Annotated in this window: 21 protein-coding genes and 1 pseudogene; 13 read left to right on the forward strand and 9 right to left on the reverse strand. The window is 66.7% G+C overall.

Annotated elements, in window-relative coordinates:
- The 11 genes from AC1DYX_RS14500 to AC1DYX_RS14550 all read left to right on the forward strand — a co-directional run.
- Positions 1–834, forward strand: an 834-nt coding sequence (locus AC1DYX_RS14500; RefSeq protein ID WP_477259910.1) for a type II and III secretion system protein family protein, incomplete at its 5' end; no start/stop codon positions are given.
- Positions 831–1,109, forward strand: a complete 279-nt coding sequence (locus AC1DYX_RS14505) for a hypothetical protein (protein ID WP_477259912.1) — start codon at positions 831–833, stop codon at positions 1,107–1,109. The genes AC1DYX_RS14500 and AC1DYX_RS14505, both read left to right, overlap by 4 nt.
- Before the next feature lie 85 nt (positions 1,110–1,194).
- Complete coding sequence (locus tag AC1DYX_RS14510) at positions 1,195–1,392, forward strand: Flp family type IVb pilin (RefSeq protein ID WP_477259914.1); 198 nt, start codon at positions 1,195–1,197, stop codon at positions 1,390–1,392.
- An 89-nt stretch (positions 1,393–1,481) separates the two neighbouring features.
- The gene (locus AC1DYX_RS14515; protein WP_477259916.1) at positions 1,482–1,697 is read left to right on the forward strand and encodes a Flp family type IVb pilin; all 216 of its coding nucleotides are present in this window, start codon (positions 1,482–1,484) and stop codon (positions 1,695–1,697) included.
- 79 nt (positions 1,698–1,776) lie between these two features.
- The gene (locus AC1DYX_RS14520) at positions 1,777–2,979 is read left to right on the forward strand and encodes a Tad domain-containing protein (protein ID WP_477259918.1); all 1,203 of its coding nucleotides are present in this window, start codon (positions 1,777–1,779) and stop codon (positions 2,977–2,979) included.
- Positions 2,980–2,989: 10 nt separating this feature from the next.
- Positions 2,990–3,418 (forward strand): TadE/TadG family type IV pilus assembly protein, encoded by a 429-nt coding sequence (locus AC1DYX_RS14525; RefSeq protein ID WP_477259920.1) that lies wholly within the window; start codon positions 2,990–2,992, stop codon positions 3,416–3,418.
- Positions 3,415–3,840 carry a TadE family protein gene (locus AC1DYX_RS14530; RefSeq protein WP_477259922.1) on the forward strand — a complete coding sequence of 142 codons (426 nt, stop codon included), beginning with the start codon at positions 3,415–3,417 and terminating at the stop codon, positions 3,838–3,840. The genes AC1DYX_RS14525 and AC1DYX_RS14530 overlap by 4 nt, the downstream gene beginning before the upstream one ends.
- Before the next feature lie 15 nt (positions 3,841–3,855).
- Positions 3,856–5,004 carry a CpaE/TadZ family protein gene (locus AC1DYX_RS14535; protein ID WP_477259924.1) on the forward strand — a complete coding sequence of 383 codons (1,149 nt, stop codon included), beginning with the start codon at positions 3,856–3,858 and terminating at the stop codon, positions 5,002–5,004.
- A gap of 20 nt (positions 5,005–5,024) precedes the next feature.
- The gene (locus AC1DYX_RS14540; RefSeq protein ID WP_477259926.1) at positions 5,025–6,377 is read left to right on the forward strand and encodes a CpaF family protein; all 1,353 of its coding nucleotides are present in this window, start codon (positions 5,025–5,027) and stop codon (positions 6,375–6,377) included.
- 10 nt (positions 6,378–6,387) lie between these two features.
- Complete coding sequence (locus AC1DYX_RS14545) at positions 6,388–7,350, forward strand: type II secretion system F family protein (protein WP_477259928.1); 963 nt, start codon at positions 6,388–6,390, stop codon at positions 7,348–7,350.
- A gap of 12 nt (positions 7,351–7,362) precedes the next feature.
- A complete protein-coding gene (locus AC1DYX_RS14550; protein WP_477259930.1) occupies positions 7,363–8,271 on the forward strand; it encodes a type II secretion system F family protein in 909 nt (302 codons plus the stop codon).
- A 22-nt stretch (positions 8,272–8,293) separates the two neighbouring features.
- On the opposite strand, the gene AC1DYX_RS14555 is transcribed toward AC1DYX_RS14550, so the two are convergent.
- Positions 8,294–8,998: a response regulator transcription factor gene (locus tag AC1DYX_RS14555; protein ID WP_477259932.1), complete on the reverse strand. Its 705-nt coding sequence runs from the start codon at positions 8,996–8,998 to the stop codon at positions 8,294–8,296.
- A 354-nt stretch (positions 8,999–9,352) separates the two neighbouring features.
- On the opposite strand from AC1DYX_RS14555, the gene AC1DYX_RS14560 reads away from it, so the two are divergent.
- Both AC1DYX_RS14560 and AC1DYX_RS14565 read left to right on the forward strand, forming a co-directional pair.
- Positions 9,353–11,593, forward strand: coding sequence for a hybrid sensor histidine kinase/response regulator (locus AC1DYX_RS14560; protein WP_477259934.1), 2,241 nt, complete (start codon positions 9,353–9,355; stop codon positions 11,591–11,593).
- Positions 11,594–11,691: 98 nt separating this feature from the next.
- Positions 11,692–12,126, forward strand: a complete 435-nt coding sequence (locus AC1DYX_RS14565) for a hypothetical protein (protein WP_477259936.1) — start codon at positions 11,692–11,694, stop codon at positions 12,124–12,126.
- Positions 12,127–12,145: 19 nt separating this feature from the next.
- Here the strand turns inward: AC1DYX_RS14565 and pncB are convergent, their stop codons facing one another.
- The 8 genes and pseudogenes from pncB to AC1DYX_RS14605 form a co-directional block, all read right to left on the reverse strand.
- The gene (pncB, locus tag AC1DYX_RS14570; protein ID WP_477259938.1) at positions 12,146–13,333 is read right to left on the reverse strand and encodes a nicotinate phosphoribosyltransferase; all 1,188 of its coding nucleotides are present in this window, start codon (positions 13,331–13,333) and stop codon (positions 12,146–12,148) included.
- A gap of 104 nt (positions 13,334–13,437) precedes the next feature.
- Positions 13,438–14,079 carry an SET domain-containing protein gene (locus AC1DYX_RS14575; RefSeq protein ID WP_477259940.1) on the reverse strand — a complete coding sequence of 214 codons (642 nt, stop codon included), beginning with the start codon at positions 14,077–14,079 and terminating at the stop codon, positions 13,438–13,440.
- A gap of 297 nt (positions 14,080–14,376) precedes the next feature.
- On the reverse strand, positions 14,377–15,729 hold the full coding sequence (locus AC1DYX_RS14580) for an RNA-guided endonuclease InsQ/TnpB family protein (protein WP_477259942.1): 1,353 nt from the start codon (positions 15,727–15,729) through the stop codon (positions 14,377–14,379).
- Positions 15,701–15,895: a MerR family transcriptional regulator gene (locus AC1DYX_RS14585; RefSeq protein WP_477259944.1), complete on the reverse strand. Its 195-nt coding sequence runs from the start codon at positions 15,893–15,895 to the stop codon at positions 15,701–15,703. Before AC1DYX_RS14585 ends, AC1DYX_RS14580 begins: the two co-directional genes overlap by 29 nt.
- A gap of 18 nt (positions 15,896–15,913) precedes the next feature.
- Entirely contained in the window at positions 15,914–17,608 is a 1,695-nt protein-coding gene (locus AC1DYX_RS14590) for a 4Fe-4S binding protein (RefSeq protein WP_477259946.1), read from the reverse strand.
- Positions 17,609–17,629: 21 nt separating this feature from the next.
- Entirely contained in the window at positions 17,630–18,082 is a 453-nt protein-coding gene (locus AC1DYX_RS14595) for a DUF3306 domain-containing protein (RefSeq protein WP_477259948.1), read from the reverse strand.
- An 11-nt stretch (positions 18,083–18,093) separates the two neighbouring features.
- A complete protein-coding gene (locus AC1DYX_RS14600; protein ID WP_477259950.1) occupies positions 18,094–18,534 on the reverse strand; it encodes a DUF3305 domain-containing protein in 441 nt (146 codons plus the stop codon).
- A pseudogene (locus tag AC1DYX_RS14605) lies at positions 18,531–18,712 on the reverse strand (hypothetical protein); the annotation flags it as partial. The pseudogene AC1DYX_RS14605 and the gene AC1DYX_RS14600, both read right to left, overlap by 4 nt.

Here is an 18,712-nt window from a genome sequence, read left to right on the forward strand (position 1 = left end):
GCCCAGCAGGTGATGCTGGAGGTGAAGATCGCCGAGGTCAGCAAGACCCTGCTGGACAAGCTGGGCGCCGCCGTCGGCATGAACCGGTCCCGCAACGGCGGCAACGACACGTTCTCGCTGCTGTCCAACTTCCTCAGCGAAGGCGGCGGCCTGATCGAGGCGATGCGCATCGGCCGCACCGCGATCCAGGTCGACGGCCAGAAGGACGATGGCCTGGTGCGCGTCCTGGCCGAGCCGAACATCATGGCCATCAGCGGCCAGCAGGCCAGCTTCCTCTCGGGCGGCAAGATCTTCATCCCGGTCGCGCGCGACCCGGGCGTGACCGGGTACTCCACGATCACGCTGGCGGAAAAGGAATTCGGTATCGGTGTGAAGTTCACGCCGACGGTGCTCGGTGGTTCGCGCATCAACCTCAAGATGGTGTCCGAAGTGTCCGACCTGTCGCAGACCGGCTCGCCGTTCGCGACGATCAACGGCGTCACCGCGGTGCTGCCCTCGTTCACCGTGCGGCGTGCCGACACGACGGTGCAGCTGAACGACGGCCAGAGCTTCGTGATCGCGGGCCTCATCAAGAACAACATGACGGAAACCGTCAAGCGCTTCCCCGGCCTGGGCGAGATACCGGTCCTGGGCGCGCTGTTCCGCAGCAGCGAATTCCAGAAGGACCAGACCGAGCTGATGTTCGTCATCACCCCACGCCTGGTCAAGCCGCTGGCCGCGCCGCCGCGGCTGCCTACCGACAACCACGAACCGCCGTCGCGCGCCGGCGTCTACCTGAACGGCAGTCTCGAGGGTGCTCCGCGCGCGGCCGACACCGAAAGGAAAGACAAATGAAGAACCTGACGCTATGGACAATCGCCCTGCTGGCCGCCGGTTGCGCGGACACGCCGACCCCGCGCTACGACGCGCAGATGGGCACGGCGGTGCGCGATGCGCGCCTCGCGATGACGATCGATCCRGCCGCGGGCAACCGTCCCGACGAAGCCAAAGGCATCGACGGCCGCGCGGCGAACGAAGCCGTCAAGCGCTACCAGGATTCGTTCAAGGAACCGCCGCCGGTCGTCAACGTGGTCAACATCGGAGGCGCGATAGGTGGCGCGGCGCGCTGACGGCGGTGCAAGGAGTTTTTTCAGCAGGGAAGTCGGTACGGGGGCGATCCAGCTCCTCAATCATTCTGGCAAAACAGGAGGTCATATGAAGAACTTAATGGTCAGTTTTTATCGGGAAGAAAGCGGTGCCCAGGTCGTCGAGTACGCACTGGTGATCGCTCTGGTGTCGATCGGGTTGGCCGTCGCGCTGGCGACGGCCATGGGCACGGGCGCGGGTTCCGCGTTCGACACCCTGATCACCCGCGTCAAGAGCTGCTTCACCTCCACGACAGGCAGCTGCTAGCGGCGCAGACAGAAGATTTTTTCAGCAGTAGCGTTACCCCGGTTCGACCGGACCGGGTCATTCAATCAACCAAGTCGGAAGGATTCAAAATGAACATCGTCAAATCGCTCAAGAACGTCGCCGTCGATTTCGCCCGTGAAGAAGACGGCGCCCAGGTGGTGGAATACGCCCTGGTGATCGCCCTGGTCTCGATCGGCCTGGCCGTCGCGCTGTCGACCGCCTTCGGCTCCGGCGCCAGCTCCGCGTTCACGAGCCTCGTCACCCGCGTGAAGAGCTGCTTCACCTCCACCACGGGGACCTGCTGATCGTTCGGGCCGTGCCGCACGCGCTGCGGCACGGCGCCGCCGAATACATCGTATCCATCAAATAACGTGGGAGTCCGTCATGAGCGCCAAACGAGCAATCAGCAGGGATAAAGGGGGGGTTCTCGTCGCCTTCGCCTTGCTGCTCATGCTGCTGATGGGGTTCATGGGCGTCGCGCTCGACTTCGGTCACCTGTACATCGTCCGTACCGAGCTGCAGACTGCCCTGGACGCCTGCGCCCTCGCCGGCGCGCAGGAATTGAACGGCCAGCCCGATGCGCGGACACGGGCCATCAATGCCGGCATCGCGGCCGGCAACATCAACCGCGTCGACATGCAGTTGGCCAGCTGGAACGGGAAAGGCGGCGTGACCAGGGACGACATCTCGTTCTTCGACAAGGATCATATCGCAACGACCGTCGACGCCAATGCGCGCTACGTGCGTTGCGCCCACACCCAGCCCGCGACCCAGACGCCGTTGCTGCTGATGTTCGGCCAGGCGACCGGCTCGACGGGCTATTCCGGCACGATGGACGTCGGCGCGGCGGCCGAGGCCACGACCACGCCGGCCCAGTMGACCTGCCCGGTGCCGCTAGCGCTCAGACCCAAGACCGGCGGCGCCGCGCCCGACTACGGCTTCACGAAGGGGGATTGGGTTACCCTGCTCAGCAAGACCGGTGCCACGAACGGCCAGATCGGCTGGGCGAACCTGGACGGTTCCAGCAACGCGTCCGAGACGAATGCAGAACTGGCGGGCCACTGCGGCACCCGCGTGAACGACACGATCGGCACGCCCGGCGTGCAGCAATCGATCGCCGATATCTGGAACACCCGCCTGGGCATCTACAAGAACGGCGACGGCCCCGCCGCCAATACGCCGGACTTTACCGGCTACGTGTACACCACCAAGTCGTGGCCGTCCGGCAGGGACGCCTACAGCGACTTCGTCGCGAAGCGCCAGGCGTTCGCCGCCTGCGCCGCCACGGTGAAGGCCTGCGAGGACAACAACAACATCAAGCTGAACGCCAAGACTTTGGCGACACCTGGTATCGACGGCGAGCTGCAGCGCTACGGCACCAACCGACGCCTCGTCATCGTGCCGGTAGTGATCGGCACGCAGGTGTCCAATTTCGCCTGCATGCTGATCCTGCAACCGCTGTCGACGCCGATGGTCGACGTGCAGCTGGAATACCTGGGCAACGCATCCACGGCGGACAGCCCCTGCACCGCCAGCGGCCTGCCGGGCGGCGCCGCGGGTCCGCTGGTACCTGTGCTCGTGAGATGAGGAGAGTGTCATGAAACAACGGGAACGAGGCGTTGCGCTGACGGAGTTCGCACTGGCCCTGCCGATGCTGCTCATGCTCATGTTGCCCATCCTCGAATTCGGCCGTGCCTACTACCAGTACAACACGATCGCGAAATCCGTGCGCCAGGCGGCACGCTACCTGTCCATGCGCTCGCCCGGCGTCGACGTCGACAAGGCGCGCAACATCGTCGTGTACGGCAATACGGCGGGCACCGGCACGCCGCTGGTGCCGGGCCTGAGCCTGTCGAACGTGCCCACCCCGACATATGGCACGACCGGCACCTACCCGACCCTGAACACCGTCACGGTCACCGTGACAGGCTTTACCTTCGTGCCGCTCGTAAAAGGCGTGTCCTGGATCGCCTTCGACGGCATGACGTTCGGTTCGATCCAGGCAACGCTGAGGAGCCCGACATGAACACCCGCCAAACCGGTGCGACGACCGTGGAATTCGCCCTCGTCATGCTGATGTTCCTGATGGTCCTGTTCGGCATCATGGACTTCTCGCGCCTGCTCTACACGTGGAACACGGCGAACGAGGTGGCGCGCGAAGGYGCCCGCTACGCCGTCGTGTGCGCGGACCCGGGCAGCAACACCCGCGTACTGGGGAAGATGCAGGCGCTGATGCCCGATATCACCGCATCCAACATCACCGTCGCGTGGGAACCGGCAGGCTGCACCGCAGCCGACTGCCAGGCCGTCACGGTCTCGCTCACCGGCGTGCGCTTCAAATGGGTTTCGCCGCTGCCGGGAACGGTCGGCCAGCCCGCATGGACACTGCCCGCCTTCTCCACGTATCTCACGCGCGAGATGATGACTTATAACCCTTTAATCTGCTAGGCCCCTGGAGGAGTCATGAAAATCCTGATCATTTCCGAAGACAAGCCTTTCCTCAAGCACGCGGGTTCCATCCTCGCGGGCACGGGGCACGACGTCACGACCACACCAGGCACCGCCGCGGACCTGCGCACACTCGTCAAGTCACTGGGACCCGACGTGCTGCTGCTGGACGGGCGCGAGGACGTCATGCTCGACCTCGCCGAGATCGAGCGGACCACGTTGCAATGCCCCAGCGTGGCCATCCTGCTGATGTCCACCATGAGGACCCCGGCATTCCTGATCGACGCGATGCGCGCCRGCGTGCGCGAAGTGCTGCCGTCGGTCCATCCGGGCGAGCTGCTGGCGGCGGTGGAGCGCGCGGCCGCCAAGCTGACGGCATCCTGGACGGCCAGCCACGGCAAGATCCACGCCTTCGTCGGCACGACCGGCGGCAGCGGCACCACATTCCTCGCCACGAATTTCGGCTACCAGCTGGCGAAGGCGCACAAGGTGCTGCTGATCGACCTGAACCTGCAGTTCGGCGACGCGCTGAGCTTCCTGCAGGACGTGAAGGCCACGACCACCATCGCCGACCTGGCGCGCGACATCAACCGCCTGGACGCGCCGCTGCTGCAGGCCAGCGCCATCAAGGTCACGCCGACCTACAGCGTCCTCGCGGCCCCGGAGGAACCCGCCCAGGCCGCCGACGTCAGCCCCGAGCACATCGACGCCATCCTCAAGCTGGCCGTCACGCAGTACGACTTCGTCCTGCTCGACATGCCGCGCATCGTCGACGCCATGATGATGACCGCGCTGGACCAGGCATCGACGATCTTCCTCGTGCTGCAGGCCAGCGTGCCGCACCTGCGCAACGCCGACAAGCTGCTGTCGGTGTTCCGCTCGCTCGACTATGCGAACGACAAGATCGAGCTCCTGCTGAACCGCTACGACAAACGTGACGACATCTCGGCCGACCGGATCCTGCACACGCTCGGCGACCACGAGATCCACATGATCGCCAACGGCTGGCGCCAGGTGAGCACCGCGATCAACCACGGCGTGCCGCTCGTGGAGGTGGAGCGCAAGCATGGCGTGATCCGCAGCCTGAGCGAACTCGGCGACACGATGGCGCCGGCCGCCGAGCAGCCCGCCGGCCTGTTCGACCGCCTGTTCCGCCGCGCCTGAACCCGGTACCGGAGATTGCCATGTCCCTGCGCGAACGACTCAGCACCACCGCCGTCATCGAAACCGGCAAGACGGCCCCCCAGCAGGCCGTCCAGCGCGACGCCTACAAGAAGCTGAAGGAGCAGATGCACCTGAAGCTGCTCGACCAGTTCGACCTGACGGTGCTCGAAAGCCTGGCGCCGGACAAGCTGCGCCACGAAATCGCCACCGCGATCGACGGCATGCTGCTGGACGACGAGACGCCCGTCAGCGGACTCGAACGGCGCATGCTGGTGCGCGACATCCAGCACGAGATGCTGGGGTTCGGCCCGCTGGAACTGCTGATGGCCGATCCCACCGTGTCCGACATCCTCGTCAACGCGTACGACAAGGTCTACGTCGAGCGCCGCGGCCGGCTGGAACTCAGCGATGTCACCTTCACGGACGACCGGCACCTGCTGCGCATCATCGACAAGATCGTGTCGCTGGTCGGTCGCCGCATCGACGAATCGAGCCCGATGGTCGATGCCCGCCTGCCCGACGGCTCGCGCGTGAACGCGGTGATCCCGCCGATCGCGCTGGACGGGCCGATGATGTCGATCCGCCGCTTCGCGCACATCCCGCTGAAGATGGCCAACCTGGTGGACGATCTGCGCAGCCTGACGCCGGACATGGCGGAAATGCTCGAAGGCCTGTGCCGGGCCAAGGTCAACATGGTGATCTCCGGCGGCACCGGCGCCGGCAAGACGACGCTGCTGAACATCATGTCCGGCTACATCCCCGCGTCGGAGCGCGTCGTGACCATCGAGGACGCGGCCGAACTGCAGCTCCAGCAGCCGCACGTGGTGCGCCTGGAGACCCGGCCGCCGAACATGGAGGGCCGGGGCGAGGTCACGGCGCGCGCGCTGGTCAAGAACGCGCTGCGGATGCGTCCCGACCGCGTCATCATCGGCGAGGTGCGCGGGGCCGAGGCATTCGACATGCTGCAGGCGATGAACACCGGTCACGAAGGCTCGCTGACGACGATTCACGCGAACACCCCGCGCGACGCGCTGTCGCGCATGGAGAACATGGTAGGCATGGCCAACCTGAACCTGCCCCACAAGGCGGCGCGCCAGCAGATCGCATCGGCCATCACCGTGATCATCCAGGCGCTGCGCCTGACCGACGGCAAGCGCAAGATCACCAGCATCCAGGAAATCACGGGCATGGAAGGCGACGTGATCACGATGCAGGAGATCTTCGCTTACCACCAGACCGGGGTCGACGCCGAGGGCAAGATCGTCGGCCATTTCCAGGCGTCCGGCGTGCGTCCCCGGTTCGCGGACCGCCTGCGCACATTCGGCATCCACCTGCCCGATAACATGTTCGACCCAAGCCGCCGCCAGTCCTGAGGAGACCGCCATGATCATCGTCCTGCTGCTCGTCTTCGTGTCCGTGATCCTGCTCGTCGAGGGCGCGTGGCTGCTCTGGCGCGCACGCCACGGCGCGGCGGCCGTCCGGCTGCAGCGCCGCCTCGACCTGGTGGGGCGCAAGTCCGACGCCGAGGGCCAGCGCCCCCTGCTGAAATCGCGCCGTTTGAGCGAACTGTCCGGGCTGGCGCGCGCGCTGAGCGGCGTGGCGCTGGCGGCGCGGCTGAACACCCTCATCGCCCAGGCCGGCCTGCACTGGACCGTCGCGCGCCTGCTGCTCGCAAGCGCCACCGCCGGCGTCGCCGGACTGGCCCTCGGCATGCTGGGTGCGCAGCCGATCGTCTTTTGCCTCGTGCTCGCGGGCGTACTGGCCGCCCTGCCCTGGCTCTGGGTGGCATGGAAGCGCCGCCGCCGTCTGCGCCGGCTCGAACAGCAGTTGCCGGAAGCGCTGGACCTGATCGGGCGCGCCGTGCGCGCCGGGCACTCGCTCCCGCTGGGCATCCAGCTGCTGGCCGAGGAAATGCCCGACCCCATCGCCGCCGAGTTCCGCCTCGTGCACGAACAGGTGAGTTTCGGCATCTCGCTGCAGCAGGCGCTGGCCGGCCTGTGCGAGCGGGTGCCGCTCACGGACTACCGGTATTTCGCCGTGGCCGTGCTGATCCAGCGTCAGTCGGGCGGCAATCTGACGGAAGTGCTGGGCAATTTGAGCAAGCTGATCCGCGAGCGCCTGAAGCTGCTCTCACGCATCCGCATCCTGTCGTCGGAAGGCCGGATGTCGGCCTGGACCCTCGCGGTGCTGCCGTTCGTCCTGGCTGCCCTGCTGTACTGGGTGAATCCGACCTTCATGCAGCCGATGTGGACCGATCCGATCGGCCTCGGCATGCTGCGTGTCCTGTTATCCATGATGTTGCTCGGCATTATCGTCCTGAGCCGCATCACCAAGATCCGAGTCTGAAGGAGAATCGCCATGTTGCTGCCTATCGTCGTATTCCTTGCCGTCAGTTCCGGTTGCATCGGCCTGATCCTGTGGCTGGCGCCCGACCGGACCGAACAGCGCCTGAATGCCCTCACGAAGGACGGGCCGGCATCGCAAGTCTGGAGCACGAAGATCGTCGACGCCGTCACGCCGTTCGCCCGGCTGTCGACGCCCTCGGGCGACTGGGAAACGTCGCCGCTGCGCGTGCGCTTCATGAACGCCGGGATCCGCCATCCGAAAGCGCCGCATTTCTTCTTCGGCCTCAAGACGCTGCTGCCCGTCCTGGCCGCCGTGCCGGCTTTCGTGATGCTGCGCGCCACGCAGGGCGCGACGGGCATGACGCTGCTGCTGTGGGTCCTCGGCGCGGCGACTCTGGGTTGCTACCTGCCCAATGTCGCGCTGTCGTTGGCCGGACGCGCCCGCCGGCGCGACATCTTCGACAGCTTCCCCGACGCCGCCGACCTGTTGCTGGTCTGCGTCGAGGCAGGCCTGGGCCTCGACGCGGGGCTCACGCGCGTGGCCGAGGAATTGCAGGAACAGAGTCCCGCGCTGGCCGAGGAACTGCAGTTGACCAACCTCGAAATGCGGGCCGGTGGCACGCGCGAGAAGTCGCTGCGCAATCTCGCGCTGCGCACCGGCGTCGAGGAACTGACGTCGTTCGCGACGATGCTGACGCAGGCCGACCGTTTCGGGGTCAGTATCGGCGACTCGCTGCGCGTGTTTTCCGAAGACCTGCGGCACAAACGTCAATCCCGCGCCGAAGAGAAAGCCGCGAAGGTACCGACGAAAATGCTGTTCCCGCTCGTGTTGTTTATATTTCCGTCGATCATCATGGTGGTACTCGGTCCGGCCATTATCCAGATTATCCGGACGATCGGACCGATGCTCATGCGCACGTGACAGAAACTACGGAGTCGCACCGCTAAGCCATCTCGACATTATTCGTGGCGAGATGGTTTTGCGCGTAGACATATAAATCAAGTCGATTACTCACGCCGAGTTTTTGATAAATCGACGACAAATGATTCCGCAATGTGGACTCCGAAATAAACAGGCGTTTCGCCAGGTCTTTATTCGTCCTGACTTTATTGGCGATAACGGCCTGTAATACCCGGCGCTCCCGCGGCGTCAGCAATTCCAGGTTGTCCCGGCTGGGCTGGGCCCGGGCCGGCTCCCCGCCGCCGCGCAGGGCGCTCAGCGCGAGGTTGGTCGCTTCGCGCCCAAACCAGAGTTCCCCTTCATGGCTCCTGCCGATCGCCTTGATGACCTCGTCGGCGCTGGACCGGCGGCTCAGCAGGCCATGGGCGCCGCAGCGCAGGCTGTACGCCAGCGTCTCCGTCTCCACGTCTTCCGCGAACAGCAGCGTGTGACGCCCGTGCGTCAGCACCTCCGGCAGCGCGGACTGCTGCGCCATGGTCGCCAGTTCGTACTTCAACAGCACCACGTCGGGCGCCGCCGTGGCCAGCTGCTGCAACGCGTCGGCCTGGGTGCCCGCGACGGCGGTCACCTCCATCTCCGGGCGGTGATCATTGATCAGCTTGGTCAGTGCCCACAGTATCAGCTGGTGATTTTCCACCACCATGACCCGAATGGGATTATTCGAGATTGAGCGTTGTTGCGGCACCATATTATTCCTGTTTTTTATAAATGAAATTCCCACTTACGTAAAAATGGGCACTCTTGGTGATGTCTTGTCAGCCACGCAATGCCGAGCGTCATTTATATGAGTGAAACTGGTAAATATCATAGCCCCAGTTCAACGGCCGTAGTACACGCATCCATTATTTCCGATTAATTATTTTGTGAGATTTAGTGATTGTTGTGACCTACCAAYGGATACATTCATAAAAATGTTTAAATAAAAACGGTGAGAATGTAACTTACGCGGCACTGTGAATTGCTCTGATTGATGACCCCTGCCGGCCTGAATGACCGGCAACTATGTTTCGACATATAATTACTTTTTGACCATCGCACACCTATGCGTGCCCAACGCGGCCCCTCGCTGTCCCTGCGCCACCTCCTGATCCTGCTGACGGCGATCGGCCTGCTGCCCCTGGCTGCGCTGGGCGCCTGGAGCGTGCACCTGGCCGCGGAATACCACGAAAGCGAACAGGAGCGTGCGCTGCTGGACCTGGCGCGCGCGCTGTCGAGCGCCGTCGACGCCGAGCTGGACGGGACGGTGACCACGCTGGCCAGCATGGCCCGCACCCCCGCCCTCGACGTGGGCGACCTGCGCGCCTTCCATGCCATCGCCCACGACCAGGYGCAGGCGCAGCCGGACTGGCTGGGCGTGATCCTGGCGGACGGCACCGGCCGCATGCTGTTCCGCACGACGGCGCCGTTCGACGCGCCGCCGCAGCCCGTCGCCGATCCCGCCAGCCTGCGCCAGGCGCTCGCGCTACGGCGGCCCGTGATCGGACACATCGCGCAGGGCAAGGGCGGCCGCCCGGCCATTCCCGTGCGCTATCCCGTGAACGACGCGGCGGGCCGGCCCTATGTACTGACGGCCATCGTCCAGCCCGACCGCATCATGCGCGTGATCACGCGCCAGCAGGTGCCGCCCGGTTCGAAGATCGCGGTGCTGGACGGCGGCGGCGCAATCGTCGCCCGCTCGAACGGCCTCGCCCGGCACGTCGGCGCCACGCCCAGCCCGACGCTGGTACGCCTGATGGCGACGCATGGGCCGGAGGGCACCGGTCCCGCCCTCACGCTCGAAGGCGCCGCCGTCACGACGGCCTACACGCGGCTGTCGCGCTACGGCTGGACGGTGGCGGTCGGCGCGCCGCCGGTGGGCTGGGCCGGTGGCCCCGCGCTGGGCTTCATCTGGTATGCGGTTGGCATCGTGCTGTCGCTGGCCCTCAGCATCGGCCTCGCCTCGCGGCTGGCGCGGCGCATCGTGCGCCGCATCGCCGCCCTCGAGACGGGCGCGGCGGCCCTCGGCGCCGGCACCGAACTGACCGTGCCCCGCTCGCGCATCCGCGAGATCCACGCGATGGGCGAGGCGCTGCGGGCAGCCGGCGAGCGCCGCGGTGCGCACGAACAGGAAAGAAGCCGCCTGCTCGACACGCTCGCCCAGGCCCTGGCCAAACGCGAGGAAGCGCTGGAACAGGCGCGCCAGGCCGGCCGCGCCAAGGACGAATTCCTCGCCGTCCTCGGCCACGAACTGCGCAACCCGCTGGCGCCCATCGCCGGCGCGCTCGACCTGATGGACCTGCGAGACGACCCAGCCGGCCGGCGCGAGCGCGGTATCATGCGGCGCCAGGTCGACCACCTGAAACACCTCGTCGACGACCTGCTCGACGTGTCGCGCATCGCCTCCGGCAAGCTGCGCATCGAGATCGGGCCGGTCGACCTGGCCGCCGTCGCGCGTCACGCCGTCGCCGCCCTGCCCGGCCAGCCGGTCCGCCTTGACGCGCCGGATTCGCTGTGGGTCGCCGGCGACGAGCACCGCCTGGTCCAGGTGATCGGCAACCTGCTGTCGAACGCGGCCCGCTTCGGCAGCACGGACACCCGCGTCGTCCTCGCGCACGTGGGCGACGAAGCGCGCCTCGTCGTCAGCGACAACGGCGTGGGCATGGAGACCGCGCTGGCCGAACGCGTATTCCAGCCCTTCTACCAGGCGCCACAACCGCTCGTGCGCCACAGCGGGCTCGGACTCGGGCTCGCCATCGTGCGCCGCATCGTCGAACTGCACGGCGGCCGCGTGCGCGCGCACAGCGACGGGCCGGGCCACGGCAGCCGCTTCGAAGTCAGCCTGCCGCTGGGCGCGCCCGCGGCCGGCACGCCGCCGGCCGCGCTGCACGGAACGGCGCAGGCGCTGCGGGTGCTGGTCGTGGACGACAACGAAGACGCCGCCGCCCTCACGGCCGCCGTCCTGCGCCAGTTCGGACACGACGTGCGCACCGCGCACACGGCGGCGGCCGCGCTGGACGTGCAGGCAGAGTGGCCGCCCGCCGTGRCCATCCTCGACATCGGCCTGCCGGACATGGACGGCTACGCCCTCGCCGCCGCCATGCGCCACGCGGCGCGCGGGCCGCTGCGACTGGCGGCCCTCACCGGCTACGGCCGGCAAGCCGGCGTCGTGGCGCATACGCCGGACGATGCGGCGGCGTTCGATCTGCATTTGACCAAGCCGGCCAGCATGGAGGATCTGCGGCGGGCGCTGGAGGTGGATGCGGAGCTGCCGGTTGGATCGACCGGCGATGCGCGGGCGGGTTGAGTGCCCACGCAGGGGGCAGAACGAACTTCAGCAAGCGGTCGGAAACGGTCGTTCACTCTGCCGCGAAGCCATCCAATGTACAATTTTTTCGGAACCCAATGATCACCAAGTCCGTCCGCTCGATTCTCGCCGCATGCCTGTTCGTCGCCCCAGTGATCTCCCCGGCATCAGACGCATTGATCTACGTTGCCGCGTATGAGTGCGACGCGGTGGAAATAAACCAGGACCTTGTCGAAATGTGCTCGAAGCAGTTTCCTGACTTGTCACTCAAGGCGAACGACGCCCTCCTCACATGGCGTGACCGTAACCTGCCAAACGCGGATGCAGCCAAGAACAGATGCTCGCGCGAACTGGATGAGAAATCGAAAAGCGCATCTGCGGATGAGCTCCAGGCAATCCGCACGCTCATCGCCGATACGAAGGCAAAGATTCATTCAGGCTTTCAAGACCAGATCCTTAAGGAAGGACCAGCAGCCTGCCTTGACGCCTTTGACCAGCTAAAAAGCCCAGACAGCCACATGAACATTCGGTAACGAAGGTCCGGTCGATGGATCAGATATGCTGGTCAAACACCTGGCGCAAATAGGCGATGAACGTCTCGTCAGTGGAAAACCCCTTGCCCGGGCTGTCGGACAGCTTGGCGACGGGTTGCCCGTTGCAGCGCGTGAGCTTCATCACGATGTTCAGCGGCTCGAACTGCGTGTCGTTCGTGAGCTTGGTGCCGATGCCGAAGCCGGTCATCACGCGGTCGGCGAAATGGCGGTACAGGCTGAGAGCCTTGGGCACCGTGAGCGCGTCCGAGAACACGAGCCGCTTCGTGCGCGCGTCGATGCGCATCCTGGCGTAGTGCGCGAGCGCCTTCTCGCCCCACGCCACCGGGTCGCCGGAGTCGTGGCGCAGGCCGTCGAACAGCTTGGCGAAGTACAGGTCGAAGTCGCGCAGGAAGGCGTCCATGCCGACGACGTCCGTCAGCGCCGTCCCCAGGTCGCCGCGGTATTCCTGCACCCAGTCCTCCAGCGCCTTCTTCTGGAAGTCGCGCAGACGCACGTCGAACGACTGGAATGCCTGCATGTATTCGTGCGCCATCGTCCCGATCGGCACGAGGTTGAATGTCTTCGCGAGGTAGACGTTCGACGTGCCCTTGAAGAATTGCGGCAGTTCGCGCGCCAGCGTGGCCACGACTTCCTCGTGCCAGTCGCCCGAGAAGCGGCGGCGCACGCCGAAATCGAAGAACTCGAACGGATTCAGGCGCTTCGGCTCCTGCTCGAAGGCGTGGAATTCGGCGATCTTCTGCCCGAGCCGCTTGCGCGCCTCCTCGATCGCGGCCTGCTGGTCGAAGCGGCGGAAGTAGAGCTCGTTGACGATGTACAGCACGTAGATCTCGAAGCCCATCACATGCACGATGGGACCGCAGGCGCGGATGCGCAGGTGCGGCCCATCGGTCTCGACCTCGATGAATTTGCGCTGGAAACGGAACAAGGTGAGGAAGTCGGCGAAGTCGCTTTTGATGAAGCGCAGGGACCTCATGTAGTGCACGTCGTCCTCCGTGAACATCAGCGTGCACAGGTGGTCCAACTCACGTTCGACCTCCTCTTTCAACTCGGCCAGCGGATAGGCCGGCGTGTTGCGGCACTTGAACTCGTATTCGCCGATGGCGTTCGGGTGCATGTGCAGCAGGGCCTGCCACATCGTGAATTTGTAGAGATCGGTTTCGAGGAGGCTGCGGACGACGGGTTTCATGGCGGTTCGATAGCGTTGTCGGTGTCGATCTATTGTAGATGTCGCTCTGCGGTCTGCGCCAGTCATGGCGGTTGCCGCAGGCCACGCGAGTCATACCGGTTGCCTCAGGTCGTGGCACCGGGCGGCTTGCGCGTGCGCTTCTTGGGTGCCAGCATCGTGCCCGAGCAGGACGGAGCGCCGCAGCGGCAGGCGAACAGCCGCTTCAGCGCGGGCGTGTGGCGTTCGTCGTAGATGAGCGCATAGTTGTAGTTCAGCTCCTCGCCCGCGTCGATGTCGCGCAGCGCGTGGATGTACACGCGGCCGTCGTCCTCGTAGGCTTCGCAGTTCGGTTCGCAGGCATGGTTGATCCAGCGGGCGTCGTTGCCGCGCCGGCCGCCGTCGATCACGTTGCCGTCGGCCAGGCTGAAGTAGAACGTATGGTTGACCGGGCCGCCACGCTCGTCGGCACGGCGCGTCGCCTCGTCCCAGTTGATGCGCTCGCCGCGGTATTCGATGATGCGCTCGCCGGCCGCGATCGGGCGCAGCGCGAACACGCCGTTGCCGTGCACAGGCGACTGCCTGACTTCGTAGATGGCCGACCGGGACGGCCTGGCCGGCTTGCCGGATGACGCATGACTGGATGTTTTGCCGGGCGACGCTTCGCCGGGCGACGCTTCGCCGGAAGCCTTGCTGCCCCCTCGGCCGGGAGCCTTGGTAGCCTGGCTTGCGGTCTGCTTCGATGTGGACGGTCGGGCGGAAGGGCTCATTGGGTCGCGTTCGTATGGATGACGTGGATGATTATTGATCGGATCGCGGCATGTCCGCCGCACGCCACCATCCTAACGTATTGCGGGCTTCGCGGCGATTGCGCTGTTAAGGAGCCAGCCGGTCGCGTGCGAACGCGAAGATGGCGGCGGCCAGTTCGCGCAACGGCGGCCGCCACTGGGCAGGTCTTCCATGCGCGGGCGTCTAATGAGCGTCCGCGGCCTCGTCTGTGCGTTCCGCGCCCATTCTGCCATGGGGTGCACGCGAGGGACGACGTAGGTTCAGCGCCGGCGCAGCTGCTATCGAGAAGGTGYGCACAAGTGCTCACYGATCYCTTCCTGCCCCGAGCCGTCCTGCTGACCGTGCTCGTGCCTGACAGGCGTCACTTTCCCGCCTCCCGCCGGCCCATCGCCGGCGGCAGTGCCCGGCGTCACCGCCTGGCTCGCCACGGGTAGCGCCGTTTGCGCCGCGTGGGCGCCGGTGGCGAGCCGTTGCAGATTGACCGCCGCGTTCACGTCGCGGTCGTGATGCGCGCCGCACGCCGCGCATGTCCAGATTCGCTCTCCCAGTCCCAGCGCGGCGTATTTTACTCCGCATGCCGAACAGAGCTTGCTGGACGGGTACCAACGATCCGCCAGCACGATCCGGGTGCCGTAGCGAGCGGCCTTGTACTGCAGCTGGCGCCGGATCTCGTAAAAGCCGACGTCGGCGATCGCGCGGGCCAGGGGGCCATTGGCCAGCATGCCGCTCACGTGCAAATCCTCGATCACTACCGTTTGGTTCTCGCGGCAGAGGCGGGTCGTGAGCTTGTGCGTGAAGTCGCGGCGCACCCGCGCGATGCGCGCCTGCAGGCGCGCCAGCGCCTTCGCTCCCTTGCTTCGGTTCGTCGATACCGGTAGGCGCGTGCCTTTCGGGATCGGCCCTTTCAGGCCAGCCGCGGCCTTCGCGGCCTCCAGCTTGCGCGACAGGTGCCGGCTGCGGATGCGCAGCCGGTCCAGTGCGGCCCGCAACGGCCGCGGCGCGGCGATCTTCTCGCCGCTCGACAGAGTCGCGGCACTGCTCACGCCCAGGTCCACGCCAGTGATCCCGTCCTTCGTGCGACGGCGGCGCGCATCCCGTGCCGGCACCTCGACCTGGATCGACAAAAACCAGTGGTCCACCTCGCGCGAGACGCTCGCGCCCAGGATCCTGCCCGGCCAGCGCTGCGCTTCACATAGCGCCACCCGTCCGACCTTTGGCAGCACGGCACTCATGCCGTCCAGGCGGAATTTATCGTTCGCCACGTAAAAACTGTCGACACAGCGGCCTTTCTTCTTGAAGCGCGGCGGGTACGCCGGCCGGCCCGCGCGGCGCTGCTCGGCGTAGCGCGACCAGGCCCTGGCCAGGTTGGCGAAGGGCTGCGCGTGGGCGTCGCGGTGGATGGTGCGCAGCCACGGCTGCCCCTCCGCGTCGAGCCAATCGGGATCCGAATACTTGATGCGGTTGAACTGTTTTTTCAGTGCCATCGCGTTTGGCTTGCCGCCGGCGGCAAGCTGGCGCTTCCATTCGGCCAGGGCCCAGTTCCAGACGCGGCGGGCGGTGCCTGCGGCGCGCACGAAATAGTCGCGCTGGGCTGCGCTCGCCTCAATCCTGATCCGGTGCGCCAGCAACATGGTCGCTCTCCAATGCCGCGCGCAGCTGGCTTTCAGTGTAACGGCGCCGGTTGCTGGCGGTGCGGGTCATCGGGACAAGCCGCCCCTCGCGCTCCCAGCGCTGCAGAGTCTTGACCGTGGCCCCCAGCGGCCTGGCGGCGTGCCCGATTCCGATTGTGCTTTCCATGATCACGATTGGACACAGCTACTCACATTTTGTTCGACTAGAGTCGGGCTCCTGCGCCTGGTGGATGGTCTGCTCGTCGGTGGGCGTCATCATGTCGATCACGCGGCAGTCGCCGCACATGCGCATGCGGTCGAGGTGGCCCGCGAACGCGGGATGGCCGGCCAGGCGCGCGAGCATGCTCTCGACCATGCGCACCGTCCCGAACGGCTTCTGGCAGCGGATGCAGTGGAATGGCTGCGTCTCGTTCAGCACGACGGGTTCCTTGCGCGTGGCGCGGAACGACAGCCGCGGCACCAGGGAAATGGCGTCTTCCGGACACGTGTCCGCGCACAGTCCGCACTGCACGCAGTTCTTTTCGATGAAGCGCAGCTGCGGCAGGTTCTGGCCATCCTGCAGCGCGGACGCCGGACACGCCCCCACGCACGCCATGCAGAGGCTGCACTTCGCCGTATCGACGTCCAGCGCGCCGAACGGACTCCCGGCCGGCAGCGCGATCTCCTCGACCGGTTGCGGCGCCTCGCGCAGCAGGTGTTCCAGTGCATAGTCGAGCGTGTTGCGCTTGTCCGCCGCCACGTTGAAGYCCGCGCGCCGGGCCGGCACGGCGCCGCGCGGCGCATGCCGCAGCGCGCGCGCCAGTTCGTCCGCGCCGTTCACCCGCAGCAGCTGCACGTGGGCGCCCGCATAACCGAGGTCCGTCATGATGGCCTGCGCGATGCCCATCTGCGCGTCCAGCGCGGCCGCGTACTGCGGCGCCTCGGCGTCCGTCGTCAGGACGGTGACGCCGGCGGCGCCCCATGCGAGCGCCGCGAGCCAAAGGTCGATGCCGGTCGACGCCGTGTGGTGCACGCCCAGCGGCAGCATGCGCCCGGGTATGGCCTCGTCCAGCTGCGCGAGCAGGGCCGCACCTTCGGCGCCGTGCACGAGCAGTACCGGATCGCTGCCGCCGGCCTGCGCATACGCGTTCAACGCCGCCTTGATGCGCTGGCCCGTGTGCGCGGCGGACGGGTAGGCATAGCCCAGCGCGCCCGTCGGGCACACGGTCGTGCAGGCGCCGCAGCCGGCGCACAGATACGGGTTCACGGCGATGAGGTCGCCCGCATCCGCGATGGCGCCGGCCGAGCAGACCTCGACGCATGCATTGCAGCCGCTCCTGCGGTTGCGGCCGTGGGCGCACAGGCGTTCCTTGTACGCGAAGTATTTCGGCTTCTCGAATTCGCCCACCATGCCGACGAGCGCATCGACGGCGGCCGCCCGCGCCGCCTCGTCCGGCCCCGGCGCGTAATAGCCGTGCGGAGGCTGGTGCGTGGCGATCTGCGGGCTCGCGCCCAGGTCGAGCACCAGGTCGAAGCGCGCATGTTCCGGCGCGCTGCCGGGTGCCTGCCACGTGGCGTCGAAGGCGCCGAGCCAGCCCGTCAGGACGATGGCGCGGGCCGCGAACACGGGGTACAACCGCACTGCCCGGTCCTCCTCCCCGTCCAGCAGCAGGACGGTCACGGGAAGCGCCGCCGCCAGCCGTTCGGCCCATGGCAGCGCGTCCGCGCGGGTGCCGATGATGAGCGTGGCGCCGGCCGAGCGATAGCCCACCGTGTCCAGCGGTTCGGGCGCCGGCAGCTCGGCCAGTACCGCGAGCGCAGCGCGGCGGGCGGTGCGGTCGCGTTCGTCCTGGATGGGGTCGAGGGCCACGCCCTGCCCTTCGATCAAGCGGATATTCATCTGTCTCGGTTCAGGTGGTTGTCATGGGTTCGGTTCATCCGGCGGAGCCGCGTCCTGCCCGTCGTCGACGGCATCGAGGGCATCGACGGCGCGACTGAATGCCTGTTTCGCATGCTGCAGCGAAGCCAGCATCGCTTCCGTCATGGGGCTCGGCTTCGTGTAGTCGTCGACATAGACGTCCAGCCCGTCCATCGCACTGAAATGCGGGTCGGCGAACAGTTTTTTCAGCGCGGTCCTGCGCACGGCCGCGTCGACGCCGCGTGCCACGAAGGCGGAGAAGTCGGAATCGCTGGTCAGCCGGGCGACGTCGTCCATCGTCGGCAGGCGCTCGGGTTCAGGCGCCGTGACGGGCACCGGCACGATGGGCGACGGTTCGGCGGCGGCCGGCGCGACCGGCGCCGGCGCGGGCGCAACGGCCGTCCTGCTTTCCGTCTTGCGACGCGCCCAGCGGCGCAGGAATCCTTCGTCCGTCACGGTGCGCTCCGTCATCCGTGCTGGCGGCCGCGGCGCGGCTTCGGCTGGTAGTGCTCGCGCAGATAGCCGGCGAGCCATGCATAGATCTCGGCCGGCATCGTCACGCCGTCGGCGTTTTCGCCCGAGTCGAACATGCGCGTGCCCTCGACATAGCTGACCGACGCCCGCACCGGCATCGCGCGGCCGTTCTCCATACGCCACAGGACGAAGACCTTCGACTCCGGCGCCACGCAGTTCTCGTAATAGCCTTCGTTCTCGTCCGGATACAGTTCCAGCTCCAGCCCGGAGACCAGGTAGTAGTCGCGCTCGGGCGTCTCGCTCAACACCCGCAGCGGCGGCAGGTCGCCGCGGTCGGGCACGACGCCGACGGCTTCCCAGGCCTCGTCGGCCCAGCGGTGCTGGAGTGTGCGCCGCTGCATCAGCACGGCGATTGGCATGCTGCCCATCTTCATTTGTTGTTCACCTTCGGCGTGCCTTTCTGGACGGTCGGCGGCGTGCCGCGCGGTTCGGCCTTCGTCGGAGCGGCCTTCACGTCCGCGCTCGGGGGCGCCGTACCCAGTTTCTCGCTCCTGATCGGTGCCGCGGCGCCGGCCGGGGTCGGCATGCCCGCCGGCTGGCCGGCCGGGGCGG

The organism is Massilia sp. P2_C2 (assembly GCF_056404615.1).